Source organism: Streptomyces sp. SAT1, from assembly GCF_001654495.1.
Lineage (GTDB): Bacteria > Actinomycetota > Actinomycetes > Streptomycetales > Streptomycetaceae > Streptomyces > Streptomyces andamanensis.
Map to the genome: position 1 here is coordinate 4,036,479 of NZ_CP015849.1, position 19,014 is coordinate 4,055,492.

The 19,014-nt window shown below is 73.1% G+C and carries 18 protein-coding genes; 8 read left to right on the forward strand and 10 right to left on the reverse strand.

Annotation, left to right across the window (positions count from 1 at the left end):
- Nucleotides 1-43 precede the first annotated feature (43 nt).
- Nucleotides 44-2,083 carry an ATP-dependent zinc metalloprotease FtsH gene (gene ftsH, locus A8713_RS17390; RefSeq protein ID WP_018568885.1) on the forward strand — a complete coding sequence of 680 codons (2,040 nt, stop codon included), beginning with the start codon at nt 44-46 and terminating at the stop codon, nt 2,081-2,083.
- 106 nt (nt 2,084-2,189) lie between these two features.
- Nucleotides 2,190-2,795, forward strand: a complete 606-nt coding sequence (folE, locus tag A8713_RS17395; protein WP_064534406.1) for a GTP cyclohydrolase I FolE — start codon at nt 2,190-2,192, stop codon at nt 2,793-2,795.
- 51 nt (nt 2,796-2,846) lie between these two features.
- Here the strand turns inward: folE and A8713_RS17400 are convergent, their stop codons facing one another.
- The 6 genes from A8713_RS17400 to A8713_RS17425 all read right to left on the reverse strand — a co-directional run bounded on the left by A8713_RS17400 (nt 2,847) and on the right by A8713_RS17425 (nt 8,082).
- Nucleotides 2,847-3,335 (reverse strand): DUF3180 domain-containing protein, encoded by a 489-nt coding sequence (locus A8713_RS17400; RefSeq protein ID WP_064534407.1) that lies wholly within the window; start codon nt 3,333-3,335, stop codon nt 2,847-2,849.
- Between the two features lie 118 nt (nt 3,336-3,453).
- A complete protein-coding gene (gene folK / locus A8713_RS17405) occupies nt 3,454-4,065 on the reverse strand; it encodes a 2-amino-4-hydroxy-6-hydroxymethyldihydropteridine diphosphokinase (protein ID WP_018568882.1) in 612 nt (203 codons plus the stop codon).
- Nucleotides 4,062-4,421: a dihydroneopterin aldolase gene (folB, locus tag A8713_RS17410; RefSeq protein ID WP_064534408.1), complete on the reverse strand. Its 360-nt coding sequence runs from the start codon at nt 4,419-4,421 to the stop codon at nt 4,062-4,064. The genes folK and folB overlap by 4 nt, the downstream gene beginning before the upstream one ends.
- Before the next feature lie 248 nt (nt 4,422-4,669).
- Nucleotides 4,670-5,173 (reverse strand): nuclear transport factor 2 family protein, encoded by a 504-nt coding sequence (locus A8713_RS17415; RefSeq protein ID WP_064534409.1) that lies wholly within the window; start codon nt 5,171-5,173, stop codon nt 4,670-4,672.
- Nucleotides 5,170-6,102, reverse strand: a complete 933-nt coding sequence (gene folP / locus A8713_RS17420; protein WP_079159020.1) for a dihydropteroate synthase — start codon at nt 6,100-6,102, stop codon at nt 5,170-5,172. Before folP ends, A8713_RS17415 begins: the two co-directional genes overlap by 4 nt.
- A gap of 144 nt (nt 6,103-6,246) precedes the next feature.
- Complete coding sequence (locus A8713_RS17425) at nt 6,247-8,082, reverse strand: phosphatidylglycerol lysyltransferase domain-containing protein (RefSeq protein ID WP_079159021.1); 1,836 nt, start codon at nt 8,080-8,082, stop codon at nt 6,247-6,249.
- Between the two features lie 205 nt (nt 8,083-8,287).
- On the opposite strand from A8713_RS17425, the gene A8713_RS17430 reads away from it, so the two are divergent.
- Together A8713_RS17430 and A8713_RS17435 are read left to right on the forward strand one after the other, a co-directional pair.
- Entirely contained in the window at nt 8,288-9,412 is a 1,125-nt protein-coding gene (locus A8713_RS17430) for an alpha/beta hydrolase (RefSeq protein ID WP_064534412.1), read from the forward strand.
- 181 nt (nt 9,413-9,593) lie between these two features.
- Nucleotides 9,594-11,012: a hypothetical protein gene (locus A8713_RS17435; protein WP_064534413.1), complete on the forward strand. Its 1,419-nt coding sequence runs from the start codon at nt 9,594-9,596 to the stop codon at nt 11,010-11,012.
- Between the two features lie 95 nt (nt 11,013-11,107).
- Here the strand turns inward: A8713_RS17435 and A8713_RS17440 are convergent, their stop codons facing one another.
- Together A8713_RS17440 and A8713_RS17445 are read right to left on the reverse strand one after the other, a co-directional pair.
- Nucleotides 11,108-12,562 (reverse strand): PH domain-containing protein, encoded by a 1,455-nt coding sequence (locus A8713_RS17440; RefSeq protein WP_064534414.1) that lies wholly within the window; start codon nt 12,560-12,562, stop codon nt 11,108-11,110.
- Nucleotides 12,559-13,062 (reverse strand): PH domain-containing protein, encoded by a 504-nt coding sequence (locus tag A8713_RS17445; RefSeq protein ID WP_064534415.1) that lies wholly within the window; start codon nt 13,060-13,062, stop codon nt 12,559-12,561. The genes A8713_RS17440 and A8713_RS17445 overlap by 4 nt, the downstream gene beginning before the upstream one ends.
- Before the next feature lie 31 nt (nt 13,063-13,093).
- Between A8713_RS17445 and A8713_RS17450 the strand changes: the two genes are divergently transcribed.
- Nucleotides 13,094-14,245: an NADH-quinone oxidoreductase subunit D gene (locus A8713_RS17450; protein ID WP_064534416.1), complete on the forward strand. Its 1,152-nt coding sequence runs from the start codon at nt 13,094-13,096 to the stop codon at nt 14,243-14,245.
- Here A8713_RS17450 and A8713_RS17455 read toward each other — a convergent pair.
- Nucleotides 14,210-15,322: an SAM-dependent methyltransferase gene (locus tag A8713_RS17455; RefSeq protein ID WP_173860864.1), complete on the reverse strand. Its 1,113-nt coding sequence runs from the start codon at nt 15,320-15,322 to the stop codon at nt 14,210-14,212. The two genes, A8713_RS17450 and A8713_RS17455, sit on opposite strands and share 36 nt — an antisense overlap.
- Nucleotides 15,323-15,440: 118 nt before the next feature.
- On the opposite strand from A8713_RS17455, the gene A8713_RS17460 reads away from it, so the two are divergent.
- Nucleotides 15,441-16,646: a sensor histidine kinase gene (locus A8713_RS17460; protein WP_064534417.1), complete on the forward strand. Its 1,206-nt coding sequence runs from the start codon at nt 15,441-15,443 to the stop codon at nt 16,644-16,646.
- Between the two features lie 134 nt (nt 16,647-16,780).
- A complete protein-coding gene (locus tag A8713_RS17465) occupies nt 16,781-17,452 on the forward strand; it encodes a response regulator (protein WP_018568870.1) in 672 nt (223 codons plus the stop codon).
- Nucleotides 17,453-17,505: 53 nt separating this feature from the next.
- Here A8713_RS17465 and A8713_RS17470 read toward each other — a convergent pair whose 3' ends face one another.
- A complete protein-coding gene (locus tag A8713_RS17470; protein ID WP_064534418.1) occupies nt 17,506-18,612 on the reverse strand; it encodes a DUF5937 family protein in 1,107 nt (368 codons plus the stop codon).
- Between the two features lie 154 nt (nt 18,613-18,766).
- Between A8713_RS17470 and A8713_RS17475 the strand changes: the two genes are divergently transcribed.
- Nucleotides 18,767-18,994, forward strand: coding sequence for a hypothetical protein (locus A8713_RS17475; RefSeq protein ID WP_018568868.1), 228 nt, complete (start codon nt 18,767-18,769; stop codon nt 18,992-18,994).
- The last annotated feature ends 20 nt before the right edge of the window (nt 18,995-19,014 follow it).

Consider the following 19,014-nt stretch of genomic DNA (forward strand, 5'->3'; position numbering starts at 1 on the left):
ACTCACTATGGCAGGAGGGACGGGGCGTCATCGCTCCGTATGGATGGACGTGAAGCGATACTTCCGTGGGCCGGTCATGTGGATCGTGCTGGCCGTCCTTGCCGTGGTCGTGTTGATGCAGGTCGTCGGCTCGTCCGGCGGCTACAAGACGGTTGACACAGGCCAGGTCGTAGCAGCGATCAATGACAACCGGGTCCAGCAGGCCAAGCTGACCACCGGCGACGAGCAGACCATCAAGGTCGAGCTCAAGGACGGCCAGAAGGTCTCCGGCAGCTCCAAGATCCAGGCGAGCTACATCGGCGACCAGGGCGCAGCCCTCGCCAACACGCTGCAGGACAAGTACCAGCACAAGCAGATCCCGGACGGCTACACGGTCTCGCCGTCCAAGCAGAACCCCTTCCTCGGTGTCCTGCTCTCCCTGCTGCCCTTCGTCCTCATCGTGGTCGTCTTCCTGTTCCTGATGAACCAGATGCAGGGCGGCGGCTCCCGGGTCATGAACTTCGGGAAGTCCAAGGCCAAGCTCATCACCAAGGACACCCCGAAGACGACGTTCTCCGACGTCGCGGGCGCCGACGAGGCCGTCGAGGAGCTCCACGAGATCAAGGAGTTCCTCCAGGAGCCGGCCAAGTTCCAGGCCGTCGGGGCGAAGATCCCCAAGGGCGTCCTGCTCTACGGGCCGCCCGGAACCGGCAAGACCCTGCTCGCGCGCGCCGTCGCGGGCGAGGCGGGCGTCCCGTTCTACTCGATCTCCGGTTCCGACTTCGTCGAGATGTTCGTCGGTGTCGGTGCCTCCCGGGTCCGTGACCTGTTCGAGCAGGCCAAGGCGAACGCCCCGGCGATCGTCTTCGTCGACGAGATCGACGCGGTCGGCCGCCACCGCGGCGCCGGCCTCGGCGGCGGTCACGACGAGCGCGAGCAGACCCTGAACCAGCTGCTCGTCGAGATGGACGGCTTCGACGTGAAGGGCGGCGTGATCCTCATCGCCGCCACCAACCGGCCCGACATCCTCGACCCGGCCCTCCTGCGCCCCGGCCGCTTCGACCGGCAGATCGCCGTCGACCGCCCGGACATGCAGGGCCGTCTGGAGATCCTCAAGGTCCACCAGAAGGGCAAGCCGGTCGCGAAGGACGTCGACCTGGCCGCGGTCGCCCGCCGCACCCCCGGCTTCACCGGTGCCGATCTCTCCAACGTCCTGAACGAGGCCGCGCTGCTCACGGCCCGCAGCGACCAGAAGCTGATCGACAACAAGATGCTGGACGAGGCGATCGACCGTGTGGTCGCGGGCCCGCAGAAGCGGACCCGGATCATGTCGGACAAGGAGAAGAAGATCACCGCGTACCACGAGGGCGGACACGCCCTGGTCGCGGCGGCCTCGCCGAACTCCGACCCGGTCCACAAGATCACGATCCTGTCCCGCGGCCGGGCCCTCGGCTACACGATGGTGCTCCCGGACGAGGACAAGTACTCCACCACGCGCAACGAGATGCTGGACCAGCTGGCCTACATGCTCGGTGGCCGCGCGGCCGAGGAACTGGTCTTCCACGACCCGACCACCGGCGCGGCGAACGACATCGAGAAGGCCACCTCCACGGCCCGCGCGATGGTCACGCAGTACGGCATGACCGAGCGCCTCGGCGCGATCAAGTTCGGTGGCGACAACACCGAGCCGTTCCTCGGCCGTGAGATGGCTCACCAGCGCGACTACTCGGAAGAGGTCGCCGCACTGGTGGACGAGGAGGTCAAGCAGCTCATCGAGAACGCGCACAACGAGGCCTGGGAGATCCTGGTCGAGAACCGCGACGTCCTCGACAACCTGGTCCTGGCCCTGCTGGAGAAGGAGACGCTGGGCAAGGAGGAGATCGCCGAGGTCTTCGCCCCCATCGTCAAGCGTCCCCCGCGGCCCGCCTGGACCGGCTCCTCCCGCCGCACCCCGTCCACCCGTCCGCCGGTGCTCTCCCCCAAGGAGCTGGCTCTCACCAACGGGGCGAACGGCGCGACGGCGGCGATCAGCACCGTGAAGTCCACCGCCACGGAGCCCGCCCCGGCGACGGAGCAGGCCCCGGAGGACCGCCCGGACAACTGACCGGGCCCACCGGCCCCGGAATGTATGCCGCGCCCCCCAGGTTCTAGCCTGGGGGGCGCGGCATTTCGCATGCCCGCGGCTGAGACAGACAGGAACGAGGCTTCACATGACCGACCCCGTGACGCTGGACGGCGAGGGCGCCATCGGCGAGTTCGACGAGAAGCGCGCCGAGAACGCCGTACGCGAACTCCTCATCGCGGTCGGCGAGGACCCGGACCGCGAGGGCCTGCGCGACACACCGGGGCGGGTGGCGCGGGCGTACAGGGAGATATTCGCGGGTCTGTGGCAGCAGCCCGAGGACGTGCTGACGACGACGTTCGACCTGGGCCACGACGAGATGGTGCTGGTCAAGGACATCGAGGTGTTCTCGACCTGTGAGCATCATCTGGTGCCGTTCCGGGGGGTCGCGCATGTCGGGTACATCCCGTCCACCAGCGGGAAGATCACCGGTCTGTCCAAGCTGGCCCGTCTCGTGGACGTCTACGCCCGCCGCCCGCAGGTGCAGGAACGACTCACCACCCAGATCGCCGACTCGCTGATGGAGATACTGGAGCCGCGGGGCGTCATCGTCGTCGTGGAGTGCGAGCACATGTGCATGTCGATGCGGGGCATCCGCAAGCCCGGCGCGAAGACCATCACCTCGGCGGTCCGGGGCCAGCTGCGGGACGCGGCGACGCGGAACGAGGCGATGAGCCTCATCATGGCGCGCTGAGCGCCGACGACGCGCCCGGCGCGGTCGGCCGGGCGTGTGGGAGCCGGTAGATCAGGCCGCCGGTTCCGCGCCCTGGGGGTTCTGGTCGTCGTCCTCGGGGAGTTTGCAGACGCGTTCGAGGAAGAGGGCCGCCGCTATCACGGCGAGGCCGGCGAGGACGGAGGCGCCGGCGTAGATGGCCTGGTCGCGGCGGGTGGGGATGTCGAGCAGTTCCAGGAGGAAGACGCCGGCGCCGCCGTACATGCCGGCGACGAGGGCGGCGACTAGGGCGCTGGCCTGGCCGAAGACGACCGCTCGGGCGGCCATCAGCGGGTCGACGCCCTTGGCGCCGGGGCGGCGCTCGCGCTGGGCCTTGAGGCGGGCGCGCAGCGAGAGGGCCGTGGACACCAGGACCACGGCGATCAGGGCGAGGACGATGGGGGCGGCCAGGGGGACGCTGGGCAGGGTTCCCACCGCGTTCCACAGGCGGGCGCCTGCCCAGGACAGCACTCCGGCGACGACGAACACGCCCGCCAGCACCCTGATGCGCAGCTCTTTCACGGTGTCCCTTCAGCTCCCCCGGACCGCGGTCGGGCGTCGGCGGCTCGTCCCGGGCCGGCCGGGGGAGCGGCGGTGCCGCCCCCGGACCGGGCGCCGGGATCTTCCTCGACCTTAACGACTACTCGGGCAGTCGAAGTTCCAGGTCCGCGCGCGGTGCGACACCCGTGCGGGTGACGGCGCCCAGCAGGCCCGCCACGTCGCCCCGGCCGGGGAGCTGAGCGTCGGGGTCCACGTCGTGCCACGGCGCGAGGACGAACGCGCGTTCGTGGGCGCGGGGGTGGGGGAGGGTGAGGAGCGGGTCGTCGGAGACGACGTCGGCGTAGGAGACGATGTCGACGTCGATGGTGCGCGGGCCCCAGCGCTCGTCGCGGACCCGGTGGAAGGCCTCCTCGATGGCGTGCGCCCGCTCCAGCAGGGAGGACGGCGGCAGCGTCGTCTTCAGGACCACCACCGCGTTGAAGTACGACGGCTGTGTGCCGGGCTCGACGCCCCACGGCTCCGTCTCGTAGACCGGGGAGACGGCCTTGATGCGGACGCCCGGGGTGTCCTCCAGCGCGTCGACGGCGCCCTGGAGGGTCTCCAGGCGGTTGCCGAGGTTGGAGCCGAGGGAGAGTACGGCGCGTTTCGGGTTGCTGAGCGTGGTGTCGGCCGCGTCGACCTGCTCGACGACGGAGGCGGGCACCGGCTGGACGGTCGGGTCGCTGTGACCCTGGAGGAAAGGTCGGGTCATACTCGGCTCCGGGTGATGGTGACGGTCACGTCGTCGAAGGGGACCGTGATCGGGGCGTCCGGCTTGTGGACGCAGACCTCGACCTCCAGGACGCCCTCGTGCTTGAGGCAGGTCTGGGCGATGCGCTCGGCGAGGGTCTCGATGAGGTTCACCGGCTCGCCCTCCACCACGGCCACGACCTCTTCGGCCACGATGCCGTAGTGCACGGTCTTCGCCAGGTCGTCGTCGGCCGCGGCCTGCCGGGTGTCCACCCCCAGGACGATGTCGACGAGGAAGGTCTGGCCGTCCTCGCGCTCCTTGGGGAACACACCGTGGTGCCCGCGGGCCTTCAGGCCGCGCAGCGCGACACGATCCACGCGAATCACTCCTGCAGTCGTCGGTGACGGCCGGGTCGTACCGCGTGCGGGCGGTACACCGGCCTCGGACGAATCTACCTGCGGGCGCCGACACCGCCGGGACACGGGGGCGCCGGGGCGAGCCGCACCCGGGAGCTTTCACCCGGTGTTTCCGCTGGAGAACCCGGTTGCTCACCGGCCGGTGGCCGCCCCCGCCGCCGGGCCCGTGATTCCGGCCACTTCCGCGTCGGTGTCCGTCGCCCACCCGTTCACGCGGGCGGGCCGTCCTCCTCGTCGCTGTCGTTCTCGGCCAGAACCGGGGAGGCGTGGTGCGACCAGAGCTTCCAGCCGAGCGGGGTGCGCCGGAACACGTTGGTGGCGACGACGAGCTGTCCGACCAGCGGGCCCAGCTCGTCGCCGGCGGCGGGCGCCGGACCGCCGCTGAGGATGTTCTCGGTGCAGGTCACCAGGGCGGTGTCGCCGGTGACCGAGACATGCACATCGGTCAGGAAGAACTGGATGTAGTCGGTGTTCGCCATGATCAGCGCGTAGCTGCGCAGGACCTCGCCGCGGCCGGTGAGCACCGGCCAGCCGGGGTGCACGCAGGAGATCACACCGGTGTCCGCCGGGTCGTGGTACTCCTCGTCGACGCCCAGGTCGGACGGGGTGAGCCAGAGGGAGGTCAGCTCCTCGAAGTCGCCCTGCTCCAGTGCCTCGTAGAAGGCGGTGTTGGCCGCTTCCACCTGTTCCACGTCCGTGTGGGGAGCGCTCACCGGGCTCCTTCGGGGGAGCCGGCCGGGCCGTCCGCCGGGGCGGTGCCGGTCGCGCGCGCCTGTTCCGTCGCGCGCGCCTGTTCCACGGCGCGTGCGACCCGTACGGCGTCCGCTGTGGCGCGTACCTCGTGAACGCGGACCGCCCACGCTCCGGCGTGCGCCGCGAGCGCGGAGACGGCGGCCGTGGCCGCGTCGCGCTCGCGGGCGGGCGGCGGAGCGCCCTCCGGTCCGGCCAGGACACGGCCGAGGAACCGCTTGCGGGAGGCGGCGACCAGGACGGGGTGGCCCAGGCCGAGGATCCGGTCGAGGCGGGCCAGGAGCATCAGGTCGTGCTCGGCGTCCTTGGAGAAGCCGAGGCCGGGGTCGACGACGACGCGGTCGGGGGCGATGCCGCCCTCCAGGACGGCCTCCACGCGCGCGTGCAGCTCGTCGGCGACCTCGGTGACGACGTCGGCGTAGACGCCCCGGACGTTGCCGCCCTGGAGGAAGCCGCGCCAGTGCATCACGACGAAGGGCGCGCCCGCGTCCGCGACCGCGGGGATCATCGCGGGGTCGGCGAGGCCGCCGCTGACGTCGTTGACGAGGGCGGCGCCGGCCGCGAGCGCCTGCTCGGCGACGCGGGCCCGCATGGTGTCCACGGAGAGGGTGACGCCCTCGGCGGCGAGCCCCCGGACGACCGGCAGGACGCGCCGCAGCTCCTCGTCCTCGTCGACGCGCGGGGCGCCGGGGCGGGTCGACTCGCCGCCGACGTCGACCAGGTCGGCCCCCTGGGCGACCAGGTCGAGGCCGTGCTTGACGGCGGTCGTCGTGTCGAACCAGCGGCCGCCGTCGGAGAAGGAGTCGGGTGTCACGTTGACGACCCCCATGACCGCGCAGCGGTCCCATGCCGGTAGGCCCGCCACTCGGCCGCGCCCGCTCTGGTTGCTCATACGTTCAGCGTAGGCCCCGTGCCCGGGGCCGATCCCGTTGACCCGGGCGGCCGGCCGCCGGTACGGGAGCGGCCCGAGCGGTCGCCGCCTCCGGCCGGGAGGCGGGCGGTCGCTCGGGCCGCGGGGGTGCGGGGCGCGCGCGGGTCAGGCGGCGCGTACGTCCCGTTCGGCCACTGCGTGCGCGCACGGGCGCTGGGCGGCCTTGCGGCGGCGCAGGAAGCGCGGCACGGGCAGGGCCAGGTTGACGAAGCCCTCGGCCTGCATGGCGGCGAAGCCGATGCGGGCCAGGTCCGAGGAGGAGCGGTAGACGACGAACCGCGGCTCCCAGCGGGGCTGGAACTTGGCGTTGAACTTGTACAGCGACTCGATCTGGAACCACCGCGACAGGAACACCAGCAGCCCGCGCCAGGCGCGCAGCACCGGGCCCGCGCCGATCTTCTCGCCGCGGGCGAGGGCGGAGCGGAACATCGCGAAGTTGAGCGAGACCCGGCTGATGCCGAACTTCGGGGCGGCCTGGAGCGCCGCGACGATCAGCAGTTCGTTCATGCCGGGGTCGGCGGAGCGGTCGCGGCGCATCAGGTCGAGGGAGACGCCGTCCTCGCCCCACGGCACGAAGTGCAGGACCGCCTTCAGGTCGCCGAACTCGCCCGGCTCGTCGTCCTGCTTGTGCGCGGTGGCTATGAGGCAGTCGCCGTCGGCGGCGTCGCCGATGCGGCCGAGCGCCATGGAGAAGCCGCGCTCGGTGTCGGTGCCGCGCCAGTCCTCGGCGGCCTCCCGGACGCGCTCCAGTTCGGCGTCGCCGAGGTCACGGATACGCCGTACCCGGGTTTCGTAGCCGGCCCGTTCGATGCGCTTGACCATTTGGCGGACGTTGCGCATCGCGCGTCCGGCGAGTGAGAAATCCGCGACGTCGACCACCGCCTCGTCGCCCAGCTCCAGGGCGTCCAGACCGGTCTCGCGGGTCCAGACCTCGCCGCCGGTCTCGGAGCAGCCCATGACGGCGGGCGTCCAGGAGTGGGCCTTGGCCTCGTCCATGAAGCGCTCGATGGCGCCCGGCCAGGCCTCGACGTCACCGATGGGATCGCCGCTGGCGAGCATCACGCCGGAGACCACGCGGTAGGTCACCGCGGCCTTGCCGCTGGGGGAGAACACGACGGCCTTGTCGCGGCGGAGCGCGAAGTGGCCGAGGGAGTCGCGGCGGCCGTGCTTGGCCAGCAGCGCGCGCAGCTGGACCTCGTCCTCCTCGGTCAGCCGGGCCGCCGGGTGTTCGGGCCGGAAGGCCAGGTAGATCGTGGTGACCGCGGTGATCCAGCCGAGGGCGCCCAGGGAGAAGGCGACGGTCCAGGAGGTGTTGCCCTGGTAGTCGACGGGGCCCTCGAAGCCGACGAGGCCGTAGACGACGTGGGTGAGCCGGTCCGCGACGCTCGGGTCGCCGACCATGCGGTCCGTGTGGACGCTGACGATGAGCATGCCCAGCGCCAGCGAACCGGCGCTCATCAGCACGAAGTTGGTCAGCGCCCGCCACCTGCTGCGCGGGTCGGGCAGCGCCGAGAACTCCTTGCGGTGCAGCACCAGCGGGGTGAGCAGCGCGAGGGCGATGACGACGCCGACCACGGAGTGCCGGTAGACGAACTCGGCCGCCGCGCCCGCCGGGAGCAGCGCCACGGCGGCGCGCCAGGCACGGCGCTTGCGCCGGCGCAGGCCGTGCGCGAGCAGCAGCAGGAGGACGCCGGCGCTGAGCGAGAGGGCCGCGGCGAAGGGCCCGAACGAGCCCGGCAGCACCTCGGCCCAGGCGTGCATCCGGCTGTGCCGGAAGCGTGGGAAGACGCCCGCGGCGATGTCCAGCAGGCCCACGACCGCGCAGGCCCTGCCGATCAGCGTGGGGACCGCCTCAGGGCGTGGACCGCGCAGTATGCGCCGTACCCGGCCTGATCCGCTCGGAACCCCGCCCGGCTTTTCCCCATCTATCCTGACAGACATCGCATCCCATAGTTCTGCGAGAGACCTTGAATCCGGTGCCGATCCGGGCATCCGGCGACATTGCGCCCTCTAGGACGGTGTCTGGGGCAGGAAGGTTCACTCCCCACCCGGAATCCGGGTCGAAGGCCAGGGAAAGCCCGGGTCCCGCCGGCGCCGTCGAGGCGCCGGCGGGACCCGGGCATGGAATGCAGGCAGGAAAGAGCTCATGGGTCTCACGAGCAAGAAGGTGCTGGTACTGGCGGTGCTGTTCGCCGTACTGCTGTTCGTCGCCACGGTGTGGCTGTGGCCACGGCTGGCACGGCGCAACTGGCGGGCGGTCAGCGGCCGGATCGGCATCCTGGCGGCCACCCAGGCGGCGATCTTCGCCTGCGTCGGCCTCGCCGCCAACCAGGCCTTCGGCTTCTACGCCAGCTGGGCCGACCTGTTCGGCCAGGAGACGGACCAGGGTGTGGTCGTCGACCATATGGCGGGCGGTGCGACCGGGCCGCTGCGTGTGGTCGGCACCCAGCAGGTGCAGATGGCAGGCGGATCCCGGCCGCAGCTGACGGGGCAGATACAGAAGGTCGACATCGTGGGCCGTACGTCCCACATCGCCTCGCCCGCGTTCATATACCTGCCGCCGGAGTACTTCCAGCCGCAGTACCGCACCCGTACGTTCCCCGCGTCCGTGATCCTCACCGGCTACCCGGGCACCGCCCAGGCGCTCGTCAGCAAGCTCAACTACCCGCGTACGGCGCAGGAGCTGGCCAAGCAGGGCCGGATGGAGCCGATGATCCTGGTGATGCTGCGGCCGACGGTCGCGCCGCCGCGCGACACCGAGTGCGTGGACATCCCGGGCGGTCCGCAGACCGAAACCTTCTTCGGCCGCGATCTGCCGGACGCGGTGTCCGCGCACTACCGGGTCGGCAAGAAGCCGGGCGGCTGGGGCATCATCGGTGATTCCACGGGCGGATACTGCGCGCTGAAACTCGCCATGCACCACCCCGAGGTGTATGGCGCGGGGGCCGGTCTGTCGCCTTACTACAAGGCGCCGATCGACCCGACGACCGGTGATCTGTTCCAGGGGAACAAGGAGCTGAAGAATCGCGCCGACCTGGCCTGGTTCATCAAGCACCAGCCGGCTCCCGACACTTCGCTGCTCGTCACCAGCAGCAAGCAGGGCGAGAGCAACTACAAGGCGACGCTCAGGTTCATAGACGCGGTCAAGGCGACGAAGAAGACCCATGTCTCGTCGATCATCCTGGACAGCGGCGGCCACAACTTCAACACCTGGCGGCGCGAGATCCCGCCGACCCTCCAGTGGGTCAGCGCGCGGCTGGCGGAGCGCTGAGACGGTGCTTGCGAGGTGCCGTGGAGAGGCATCGATAAATGATCTTGGAAATGCCCCGGAGTTCGGCCGAACTCGCCCCATGCCCGGTCCGAACTCCTGATGTGCTGTGAAGATTTCGGTATGGCCGCCTTTTTGCGGGGCGGCCCACCATGATTCGCCTACGCGCGGTAAGTTTCTGGCCATGCCACGTGGACGTCACCGCCATTCCCCTCCCTTGCACAGGCTGCTGCCCCCCACGGCGATCGCCGGCGTCTCTGTCGTCTGCGCCCTGGGGCCCTGGGTGTTCACGGCACCGGTGGTGCTGCGGTCTCTCGCGGCGGCCGCCGCGGTGACGGCGGTCGCCGGTGCGGTCGTCCTGCGCCGCTGGGACACCCAGGCGGGCCGCCGGGTGGCCGACCTCACGCGCGCGCGGGCGAGCGACGAGTGGCGCTTCGAGGAACGCGTCGCCGAACTCGAGTCGGACCTGGAGGAGTCGCGCGGACTGCGCTCCCGACTGGAGCAGAAGCTGCGGGCCAAGCGGTCCGAACTGGCGCGGCTGCGCAACGAGCACGCGGCCCTGCTGCGGCGCTACGCCACGGCCGAGACGGAGCGGGCGAGCGCCCTGGAGGGCCGCCGCCTGCTGGAGCTCGAGGCGGCCACCGACCTGCCCGCGCTGCCGGCGGCCCCGAGCGCCCAGGCCGTCCCGGCCACCGCGCAGGGATCCGGGTCCGGCGGGCGCGCGCGGGCGCAGGCACAGGAGCCGTGGGAGCCACAGGAATCCGAGGCGCGGCGGGCGGGCGTGGCTCCCGCCGTGTTCTCCCCCGAGGGCTCCGCGCTGTTCGCGCGGGCCGGGGCGGCACTGGCGCGGCTCGGCGCGGACGGCGAGCGCGGCGCGCGCGGCGCGCGGGATCACCGCGACGCCGGTGACGGGGCTGACGCCGGTGGCGGTGCCGGTCCCGTCGACGCCGATGACGACGTTGTCGGCGATGCTGGCGGTGACGACCGGGGTGAGGGCGCCGACCGCGGCGGGCGGGCCGGGCGCGCGGACGCGGCCCCGGAGGCCGACGCCGAGGCGGGCACGGCCCGCGCGCGGGAGGCGGCGGCCGAGCCGGAGGGGGAGACGGGCACGGCCCTGTCCGCCGAGGCCGAGGCCGAGTCCGCCGACGCCGCCGGTCGGGCCGATGGCGCCGACGACTCCGGTGCCGACGACTCCGGTGCCGCCGCCGACGCGGCCGCTCCGGGCGGCAGGCCGCAGCCCCCCGCCGGGCACTTCGCCGTGCCGACCGCGGTGGCCGTCGTGCCGCCCGCGCCCGCGCGGCGCCAGGTGACCGCGGGCGGGTTCGACTTCTTCGGTACGAAGAAGGGCGCGCCGCCCGCCGCCCTGGACGCCGTCCAGAACGAGGACCTGGCCGACGTCGTCGGCCCGGAGGCGCTCGCCCTGCACAAGGCCGAGACCGAGACCGCGTCCGAGGCCGCGTCCGAGGCCGGGAGGTCCGGGGCCGGGCACGAGCCCGCCGGGGCGGCGGCCGGGGCCGAGGCGGCGAACCAGGTCATCGACCTGACCGCCCACGACGAGACCGAGCAGCTCGACGTCCTGGACCTGCGCACGGCGGCGTCCTGAGGGCGGATCCACGCCGAGAAGCGAGCAGCGGTGAACCGGTAAGGGGCACGGTCCAAGGGACCGTGCCCCTTACCTTTTGCCACTGCCGTGCCCTGTCAGGGCTGTCCGGCTCCGGCCGCTTCCGAGGGCCCCGTGGCCGGGGCCGCCTGCCCCTCCCGCTCCATCCACCGGTCCGGCCGGGCGTCCCGCCGTCCCGTACGGGAGCGCTCGGCCTGCGTCCGCAGCAGCCGCTCCGCCTCACCGGTGCCCCGCAGCCGCGCCGTCACCGTCTTGTTCGCGCCGGTGTCCACCTGGACGTCGGCGACGCCCCAGAGGCGCTCCCAGGGCCCCTGGGTGAGCCGTACGCTCTGCACCTTGGCGTGCGGGACCAGCGCGAGCCGCCGCCGCAGCAGTCCGTGCCGGGCGGCGAACACCGTGCCGGTGACGGCGACCCCGTATCCCCGCCAGCGCACCGGGGCGCACCACCGGGCACCGCGCGGCGGCCTGGCCAGGGACGAGGTCTCCGGCACCGCGACGCCCGGCAGCACCCGGGAGATCACCGACTCGGCGATCTCCCGGGGGGCCACCGGCAGCAGCACCGAGTTCGAGGACCCGGCCACGTCCAGCTCCACGCGGACCCAGCCGCGGCCGGTGCCGGGGCCGCCCGCGCCGGGGGCCCGCCAGCGCCGCCACAGCAGCGGTTCCACGATCCGTACGGTCTGCACGCGTCCCGGCGGCACGGTCTCGTGGGTGCGGTCCAGCAGGCCCCGGTCGATGCGCAGCCCGTCGGGCGACTCGCTCAGCGTCCAGTCGTAGGCGGCGACGAAGCGGCCCACGCTGCTCGTCACGGCCCCGCCGAGCAGCGGCAGGGCGGTGGCCAGGACCGTCCACAGGCTGTGGGTGGCCAGCCACAGCAGGGACGGCACGACGACGGCGGCGAGGAGCGAGCCCCAGGTCGCGCCCATCAGCAGCAGCGAGACGGCTATCACGCGCGCGGGGACGCGGACGAGCTCCCGCGCGGGTGCCTCGCCGACCTCCTGGGCGGTGTCGGCGGAGAAGCCGGCGGCGCGTGCGAGCAGTTCGGCGCGCAGCGCGCGGGCGTCGTCCTCGCCGAGGAAGGCCAGTTCGTCCTTCTTGTCGGTCCCTATGACGTCGAGCTTCAGCTTGGCGACGCCCGCGAGCCGGCCGAGCAGGGGCCGGGTGACGTCGACGGCCTGGATGCGCTCCAGGCGGATGTGCGCGGTGCGCCGGAACAGCAGTCCGGTGCGGATGCGCAGTTCGGTGTCGGTCACCGCGAAGTGCGTGAACCACCAGGACAGAAAGCCGTAGAGGGCCGCCGCCGGGAGGAGCACGGCGAGGCCGGCCAGCAGCCAGGCCGTGGTCAGCCGGGTCAGCTGCTGCTGCGCCTGGCCGGGGTCGTGGACGGCCCAGCCGGCGAGCACGGCGACCGGCGCCCAGGCGCGGCGCAGCGGGGTCACCGGGTGCAGCCGCCGCTCGACCACGGGCCGCGTGGCGGCGGGACGTCCCGCGGCGCCCGCGTCCTCGGTGGCGTCCGCCTCCGGCGCCGTCACAGTCCCGCCGATCGGGCCTGGCCCAGCTCGGTGAGCCGGTCGCGCAGCCGTTCGGCCTCGGCCGGGTCGAGGCCGGGGATCGTCGCGTCGGTGGCGGCGGCCGCCGTGTGCAGTTGCACGGTGGCCAGCCCGAAGTGCCGTTCGACCGGGCCCGAGGTGACCTCGACCAGCTGCATCCGGCCGTAGGGCACGACGGTCTCCTCGTGCCACAGCACGCCCCGGACGATCAGCAGGTCGTCGGCGCGCTCGGCGTACCGCCAGGAGCGCCAGTTGCGCCCCAGCAGCACCCAGCCCCAGGCCGCCGCCGCGAGCGGCAGCAGCGCGAACGCCGCCCAGGCCGGCCCCGCCACCGCGCCGAGCACCCAGCCCACAGCCACCGCCGCCGACCCCAGCCACACCACGAGCAGCAGGCGGCGCATCCGCAGCAGGCCGGGCGGCAGCGCCGTCCACCCCGGCTCGGCCCCGGCCGCCCGCTCGTTCTCCGCACTCCCCGTCTCCATGGGGCAAGCGTACGTAGGGGAGACTGGGGCCATGACTCCTACGACGGAGACGACGGTCGGGATCGGCGGTGCCGCGGAGAGCACCGACATGGTGCTCAACATCGGTCCCCAGCACCCGTCCACGCACGGGGTGCTCCGGCTGAAGCTGGTGCTGGACGGCGAGCGCATCAGGAGCGCGGAGCCGGTGATCGGCTATATGCACCGCGGCGCCGAGAAGCTGTTCGAGGCGCGGGACTACCGGCAGATCATCATGCTGGCCAACCGCCACGACTGGCTGTCGGCGTTCTCGAACGAGCTGGGCGTGGTCCTGGCCGTGGAGCGGATGCTCGGCATGGAGGTGCCCGAGCGGGCGGTGTGGACGCGCACGCTGCTCGCGGAGCTGAACCGGGTGCTCAACCACCTGATGTTCCTCGGCTCCTATCCGCTGGAGCTGGGCGGCATCACACCGGTCTTCTACGCGTTCCGGGAGCGCGAGGTCCTCCAGAACGTGATGGAGGAGATCTCCGGCGGCCGGATGCACTACATGTTCAACCGGGTCGGCGGCCTCAAGGAGGACATCCCGGCCGGGTGGCCCACGCGTGCGCGCGGCGCCGTCGCCGCCGTGCGCTCGCGCATGGACGTCTTCGACGACCTGGTGCTCGGCAACGAGATCTTCCGGGGGCGCACCCGGGGCGTGGGCGCGCTGTCGCAGCGCGCCGTGCACGCCTACGGGGTGAGCGGGCCGATCGCGCGCGCCTCGGGCGTCGACCTCGACCTGCGCCGCGACGAGCCGTATCTGGCGTACGGGGAGCTGGCGGACGTCCTGAAGGTGGTCACCCGGCAGGAGGGCGACTGCCTGGCCCGCTTCGAGTGCCTGCTGGAGCAGACCCACAACGCCCTGGACCTCGCCGACGCCTGTCTGGACCGGCTGGCCGGCCTGGCGCCGGGACCGGTCAACCAGCGGCTCCCCAAGGTCCTCAAGGCGCCCGAGGGGCACACCTACGCCTGGACCGAGAACCCGCTCGGCATCAACGGCTACTACCTGGTCAGCAAGGGTGAGAAGACCCCGTACCGGCTGAAGCTGCGCTCCGCCTCGTACAACAACATCCAGGCGCTGGCCGAGCTGCTGCCGGGCACGCTGGTGGCCGACATGGTGGCGATCCTGGGCTCAATGTTCTTCGTGGTCGGGGACATCGACAAGTAGGGCGGCCCGTGCCCGGGGGAGGCCCACCGGCTGGAGCAGCCAGTCGAAGTCGCCGAGTCCGCCGGGTGCGGTGAGCTCCGCGGCCTCCCCGGCGCTCGCGAGGGCGCGCACGTACTCCGCGGGGCGCGTGGAGGCCAGTGCCAGCGGAGGGCGTGCGCCGGTGAGGCCGAGGGCGTGCAGTGCGGTGCGCTGGGTGAGCAGGCGTGCGCGGGGGAGTGCGTCAGGGGCGTGCGCGGCGCGGGTGCCCGAGAGGTGCGCGGCGTGCGCGGCGCAGGCGTCCAGGGCCACGTGCGCCGTGAGATCGCAGGTGCCGTCCGGTACGGGCCGGGTCTCCCGTCCGTCCCGGAAGCCGGTGAGGGTGCCGAACGGCGGCCGGGCGCCCGAGCGGTGCGCGTAGTCCACGGCGACCGCCAGACCCCGGTCGAGGCAGGAGACCGCCTCGGCCCAGGCGGTGTCCCTGGGCAGGCCGATCTCCGCGCGCAGGCCCTCCTCGGCAGGCAGCGGCCACCACCGGGTCAGCCACGCGGCTTCGGCGCCCGCCACCGGCTCCCCGAGGCGTTCCGTGCCGTCGCGCCGGACGAGCACGTGCCGGGGCACACCCGCCGCGTCCGTCTCGGCCACCTCCACCGGCACGTTGTCCAGCCACTCGTTGGCGAAGAGCAGCCCGGTGACGTGCCGGGGCGGGGCGCTCAGCCACTCGATCCGGTGATCGAGTCCCGGCGGCCGGCCGGCGACCTCGACGGCGTACACCCGGGTGCGGGCGGCCACCGGGGCGGGCAGCGCGGCCAGCACCCCCGCCGCCAGCTCCCCGTGACCGGCCGCCATGTCGACGAAGCCGAGCACCCCGGGCCGCTCCAGCACCTCGTCGAGGCGGCACAGCAACCGTGCCACGGCGGCCGCGAAGAGCGGCGAGGCGTGCACGGACGTGCGGAAGTGCCCGGCCGGTCCCTCGGGCCGCCGGTAGAAGCCGCCCGGCCCGTACAGGGCGTCCCGGGCCGCCGCGCGCCAGGTGCGCCACTCCCGCCCGCTCTCCCGCCCGCTCTCCCGCGGGTGTTCCCGCGCTGTGTCGTCCGCCACCTCGCCAGCGTAGGCGTACAGGCGATCACGACCTCCACCTTGGGGAGTACGCCCGGGGGGTGCGGATCGGCCCTCCGGTTGACCCGTGCACCACTCACGTTTCCCTACTCTGGGTTACGTGCAGCGTCTCTACGACTTTCTCCGCAGGCACCCGGCATGGGTCGACGGCTTCTGGGCCCTCGTCCTGCTCGGGTTCTCCGGCCTGGGCGCGGTGAGTGTCGACGGGACGCCGGGCCACCACGGGACGCTCCCCGCGGCGCTCGCGGTGTCCGTGGTGCTGAGCGTGGTGGTCGCGCTGCGCCGCCGGATGCCCGAGAAGATGGTGCTGCTGGCGGCGGCGACGGGCGCGGCCCAGCTGGTGCTGGACATCGAGACCACGGTCGCCGACTTCGCCATGCTGGTGATCATCTACACGGTCGCCGCGATCGGTGCCCGCTGGGCCTCCCGGTTCGCCCTGGCCGGCGGGATGTCCGCGGCGACGCTGGCCCAGATCCGCTGGCCGCAGGAGAACTCCAGCGTCGCCGGGAATGTGGCGATAGCCATCTTCACGACCGTGCCGTTCGCCCTGGCCTGGGTGCTCGGCGACTCCATGCGCACCCGCCGCGCCTACTTCGCGCAGCTGGAGGAGCGGGCCGCCCGGCTGGAGAAGGAGCGCGAGGCGCAGGCCAAGGTCGCGGTCGCCGCCGAGCGCGCCCGCATCGCCCGCGAGCTGCACGACGTGGTCGCGCACAACGTGTCGGTGATGGTGGTGCAGGCCGACGGCGCCGCCTACGTGCTGGACGCCGCGCCCGACCAGGCCAAGAAGGCCCTGGAGACGATCTCCTCCACCGGCCGCCAGGCCCTCGCCGAGATGCGCCGCCTGCTGGGCGTGCTGCGCACCGGCGAGCACCAGGAGGGCGGCGAGTACGTGCCGCAGCCCAACGCCGAGCAGATCGAGGACCTGGTCGAGCAGTGCCGGGGCTCCGGGCTGCCGGTCGACTTCCGGGTCGAGGGGACACCGCGTCCGCTGCCCAGCGGCGTCGAGCTGACCGCGTACCGGATCGTGCAGGAGGCGCTCACCAACACCCGCAAGCACGGCGGACCGAACGCGGGCGCGAGCGTGCGCCTGGTGTACTTCGACGACGGTCTGGGCCTGCTGGTCGAGGACGACGGCAAGGGCGCCCCGCACGAGCTGTACGAGGAGGGCGGCGCCGACGGGCAGGGGCACGGCCTGATCGGGATGCGCGAGCGCGTCGGTATGGTCGGCGGCACGCTGGACGCGGGACCGCGCCCCGGTGGAGGCTTCCGTATCAGTGCGCTGCTGCCGCTCAAACCGGCGCACTGAAGCCGACGCGCACGGCCGGTGACACCTGTCACGCCGTTGCGCCCGGCGCACCGCCTGACCGGCCGCGCCCGCTGCCCGCTCGCTCGCGCCGCTGTGCCGCCCGTATGACGCTCCTAGGACGAAGAGGAACCCCGATGACGATCCGCGTGATGCTCGTCGACGACCAGGTGCTGCTGCGCACCGGATTCCGGATGGTGCTGGCCGCCCAGCCGGACATGGAGGTCGTCGCGGAGGCGGGTGACGGCGTCGAGGCCCTCCAGGTGCTGCGGGCCACCGCCGTCGACGTGGTGCTGATGGACGTCCGGATGCCGAAGCTGGACGGGGTGGAGACCACCCGCCGTGTCTGCGCGGAGCCGAACCCGCCCAAGGTGCTGATCCTGACCACCTTCGACCTGGACGAGTACGCCTTCTCCGGGCTCAAGGCGGGCGCCTCCGGGTTCATGCTCAAGGATGTGCCGCCCGGCGACCTGCTCGCCGCGATCCGCGCGGTGCACAGCGGCGACGCGGTCGTCGCGCCCTCCACCACCCGGCGCCTGCTCGACCGGTTCGCGCCGATGCTGCCCTCCGGCGGCCAGGAGCCCCGGCACAAGGAGCTCCAGCGGCTCACCGAGCGGGAGCGCGAGGTCATGATCCTGGTCGCGCAGGGCCTGTCCAACGGCGAGATCGCCGCCCGGCTGGTGCTGTCCGAGGCGACCGTGAAGACCCATGTGGGCCGCATCCTCACCAAGCTGGGCCTGCGCGACCGCGTGCAGGTGGTCGTCCTGGCCTATGAGACGGGGCTCGTCCGCGCGGGCGGCCACGGCTGAGATGCGCTCCGCCCGGCGGCCGCGGACGCGCCCGAGGCCCCCGGGTGCGCCGGTCAGCGCAGGATCCCCTCCAGGAAGTCGCTGCCCAGCCGGGCCACCATCGTCACGTCCAGCTGGTGGTAGACGTACCGGCCGCGGCGCCGGGTGGTGACCAGGCCGGCCTTCTTCAGCACGCTCAGATGCCGGGATATCTCCGGGGCGGTCATGCCGTGCGCCTGGGTCAGCTCGCTGGTGGTGAACGCGCTGCGGGCCAGGCTGCGGCACAGCCGCATCCGCACCGGGTGGGACAGCGCGGACATCCGCAGCGTCAGCTGCTCCACCGAGGGCGGCGAGGCCGGCTCGGGCGAGCCGACCGGGTAGTGCAGCACCGGCTGCCAGGCGTGGCGGTGCAGCACCATCAGATGCGGCCAGCCCAGGCTCGTCGGGACGAGCAGCAGGCCGCCGTCCGCCGTGGCCGTCCGCCCGTCGCCCAGCTTGTCGACCGTGATCCGGCCCGCGGCCTCGTCCAGCGCGACCGCCGGGGACACCGCGGTCAGCGCGTCGGCCAGGCCCCGGCGGCGCAGCAGCTCCGTCTTGTGCCGGGCGTCCGCCGCGAGCTGGTGGCGTAGCCGGGACCAGGTCTCCGCGAAGAACGCCTCGTCACAGTCCTGGAGGAACTGCCGCAGCCAGCGCCTGATGTGGGGCGGGTCGGCCAGCAGCCGCTCACTGAAGAGCACCTGCTGCGGCCCGCGCGCGGCGGCCAGCTCCAGCGCGCGGCGGCGCAGCCGCGCATCGCCCAGCGGGCCGGGGCCCGGCTCGCTGTAGGGCAGGGCGCAGGTGAACTCCAGGGCCGCGTCCACGAACTGCTCGTCGGACAGCTTGTCCAGCAGGTCCAGCTCCTCGGCGAGCGTCTGCCCCGGCAGTCCGCTCGCGCCGGGCAGGCCGGCGAAGGGCAGGAAGAGGTCGGAGAACGTCGTACGCCACAGGAAGTCCGCCTCGCACATCCGGTCGGCCAGATGCGGGTCGAGCCGGGCGGTGACGCCCGTGACCCAGCCCTGGAGGCCCGGGTGGTGCGCCGGCTCGGACAGCGCGTGCAGCGCCATGCCCAGCTCGGCCAGGGGAGAGGGCACGACGGCGATCCCCTCCGGCCGCAGCCCCGTGATGTCGATGCGCACGCTCATGCCCCCATGGTGCACGCGCCCACTGACAACGCGGAGCCCGATTGACGGCCGCCGTCAATCGGCGGGACTTCGGCCGGGCGGCGGCGCAGGGTGGAGGCACCGGGGCAGCCGCGGAGCCTCTTCCATCCACCCGTCCCGAGAAGGCGATACGGCCATGAGCCTCACCGAGCAGTACTTCCTCGACGTCCACCGCGCCCGCCGCCACGGCGAGCCGGAACCCCCCGCGCCGGGCCTCAACGACTGGCAGGTGGTGCGCGAGCTGCGGGAGCGGCGGCGCTTCGGCGCGGTGCTCGCGGGCCGCCCGGCGCACGGGCGGCTGCGCCTGGCCCTGGACCGGTGGCGGCACCGGCAGGCCCGGCGGCCGCGTCCCACGGGGTGCTGAGTCCCACCGGACCGCGGCCG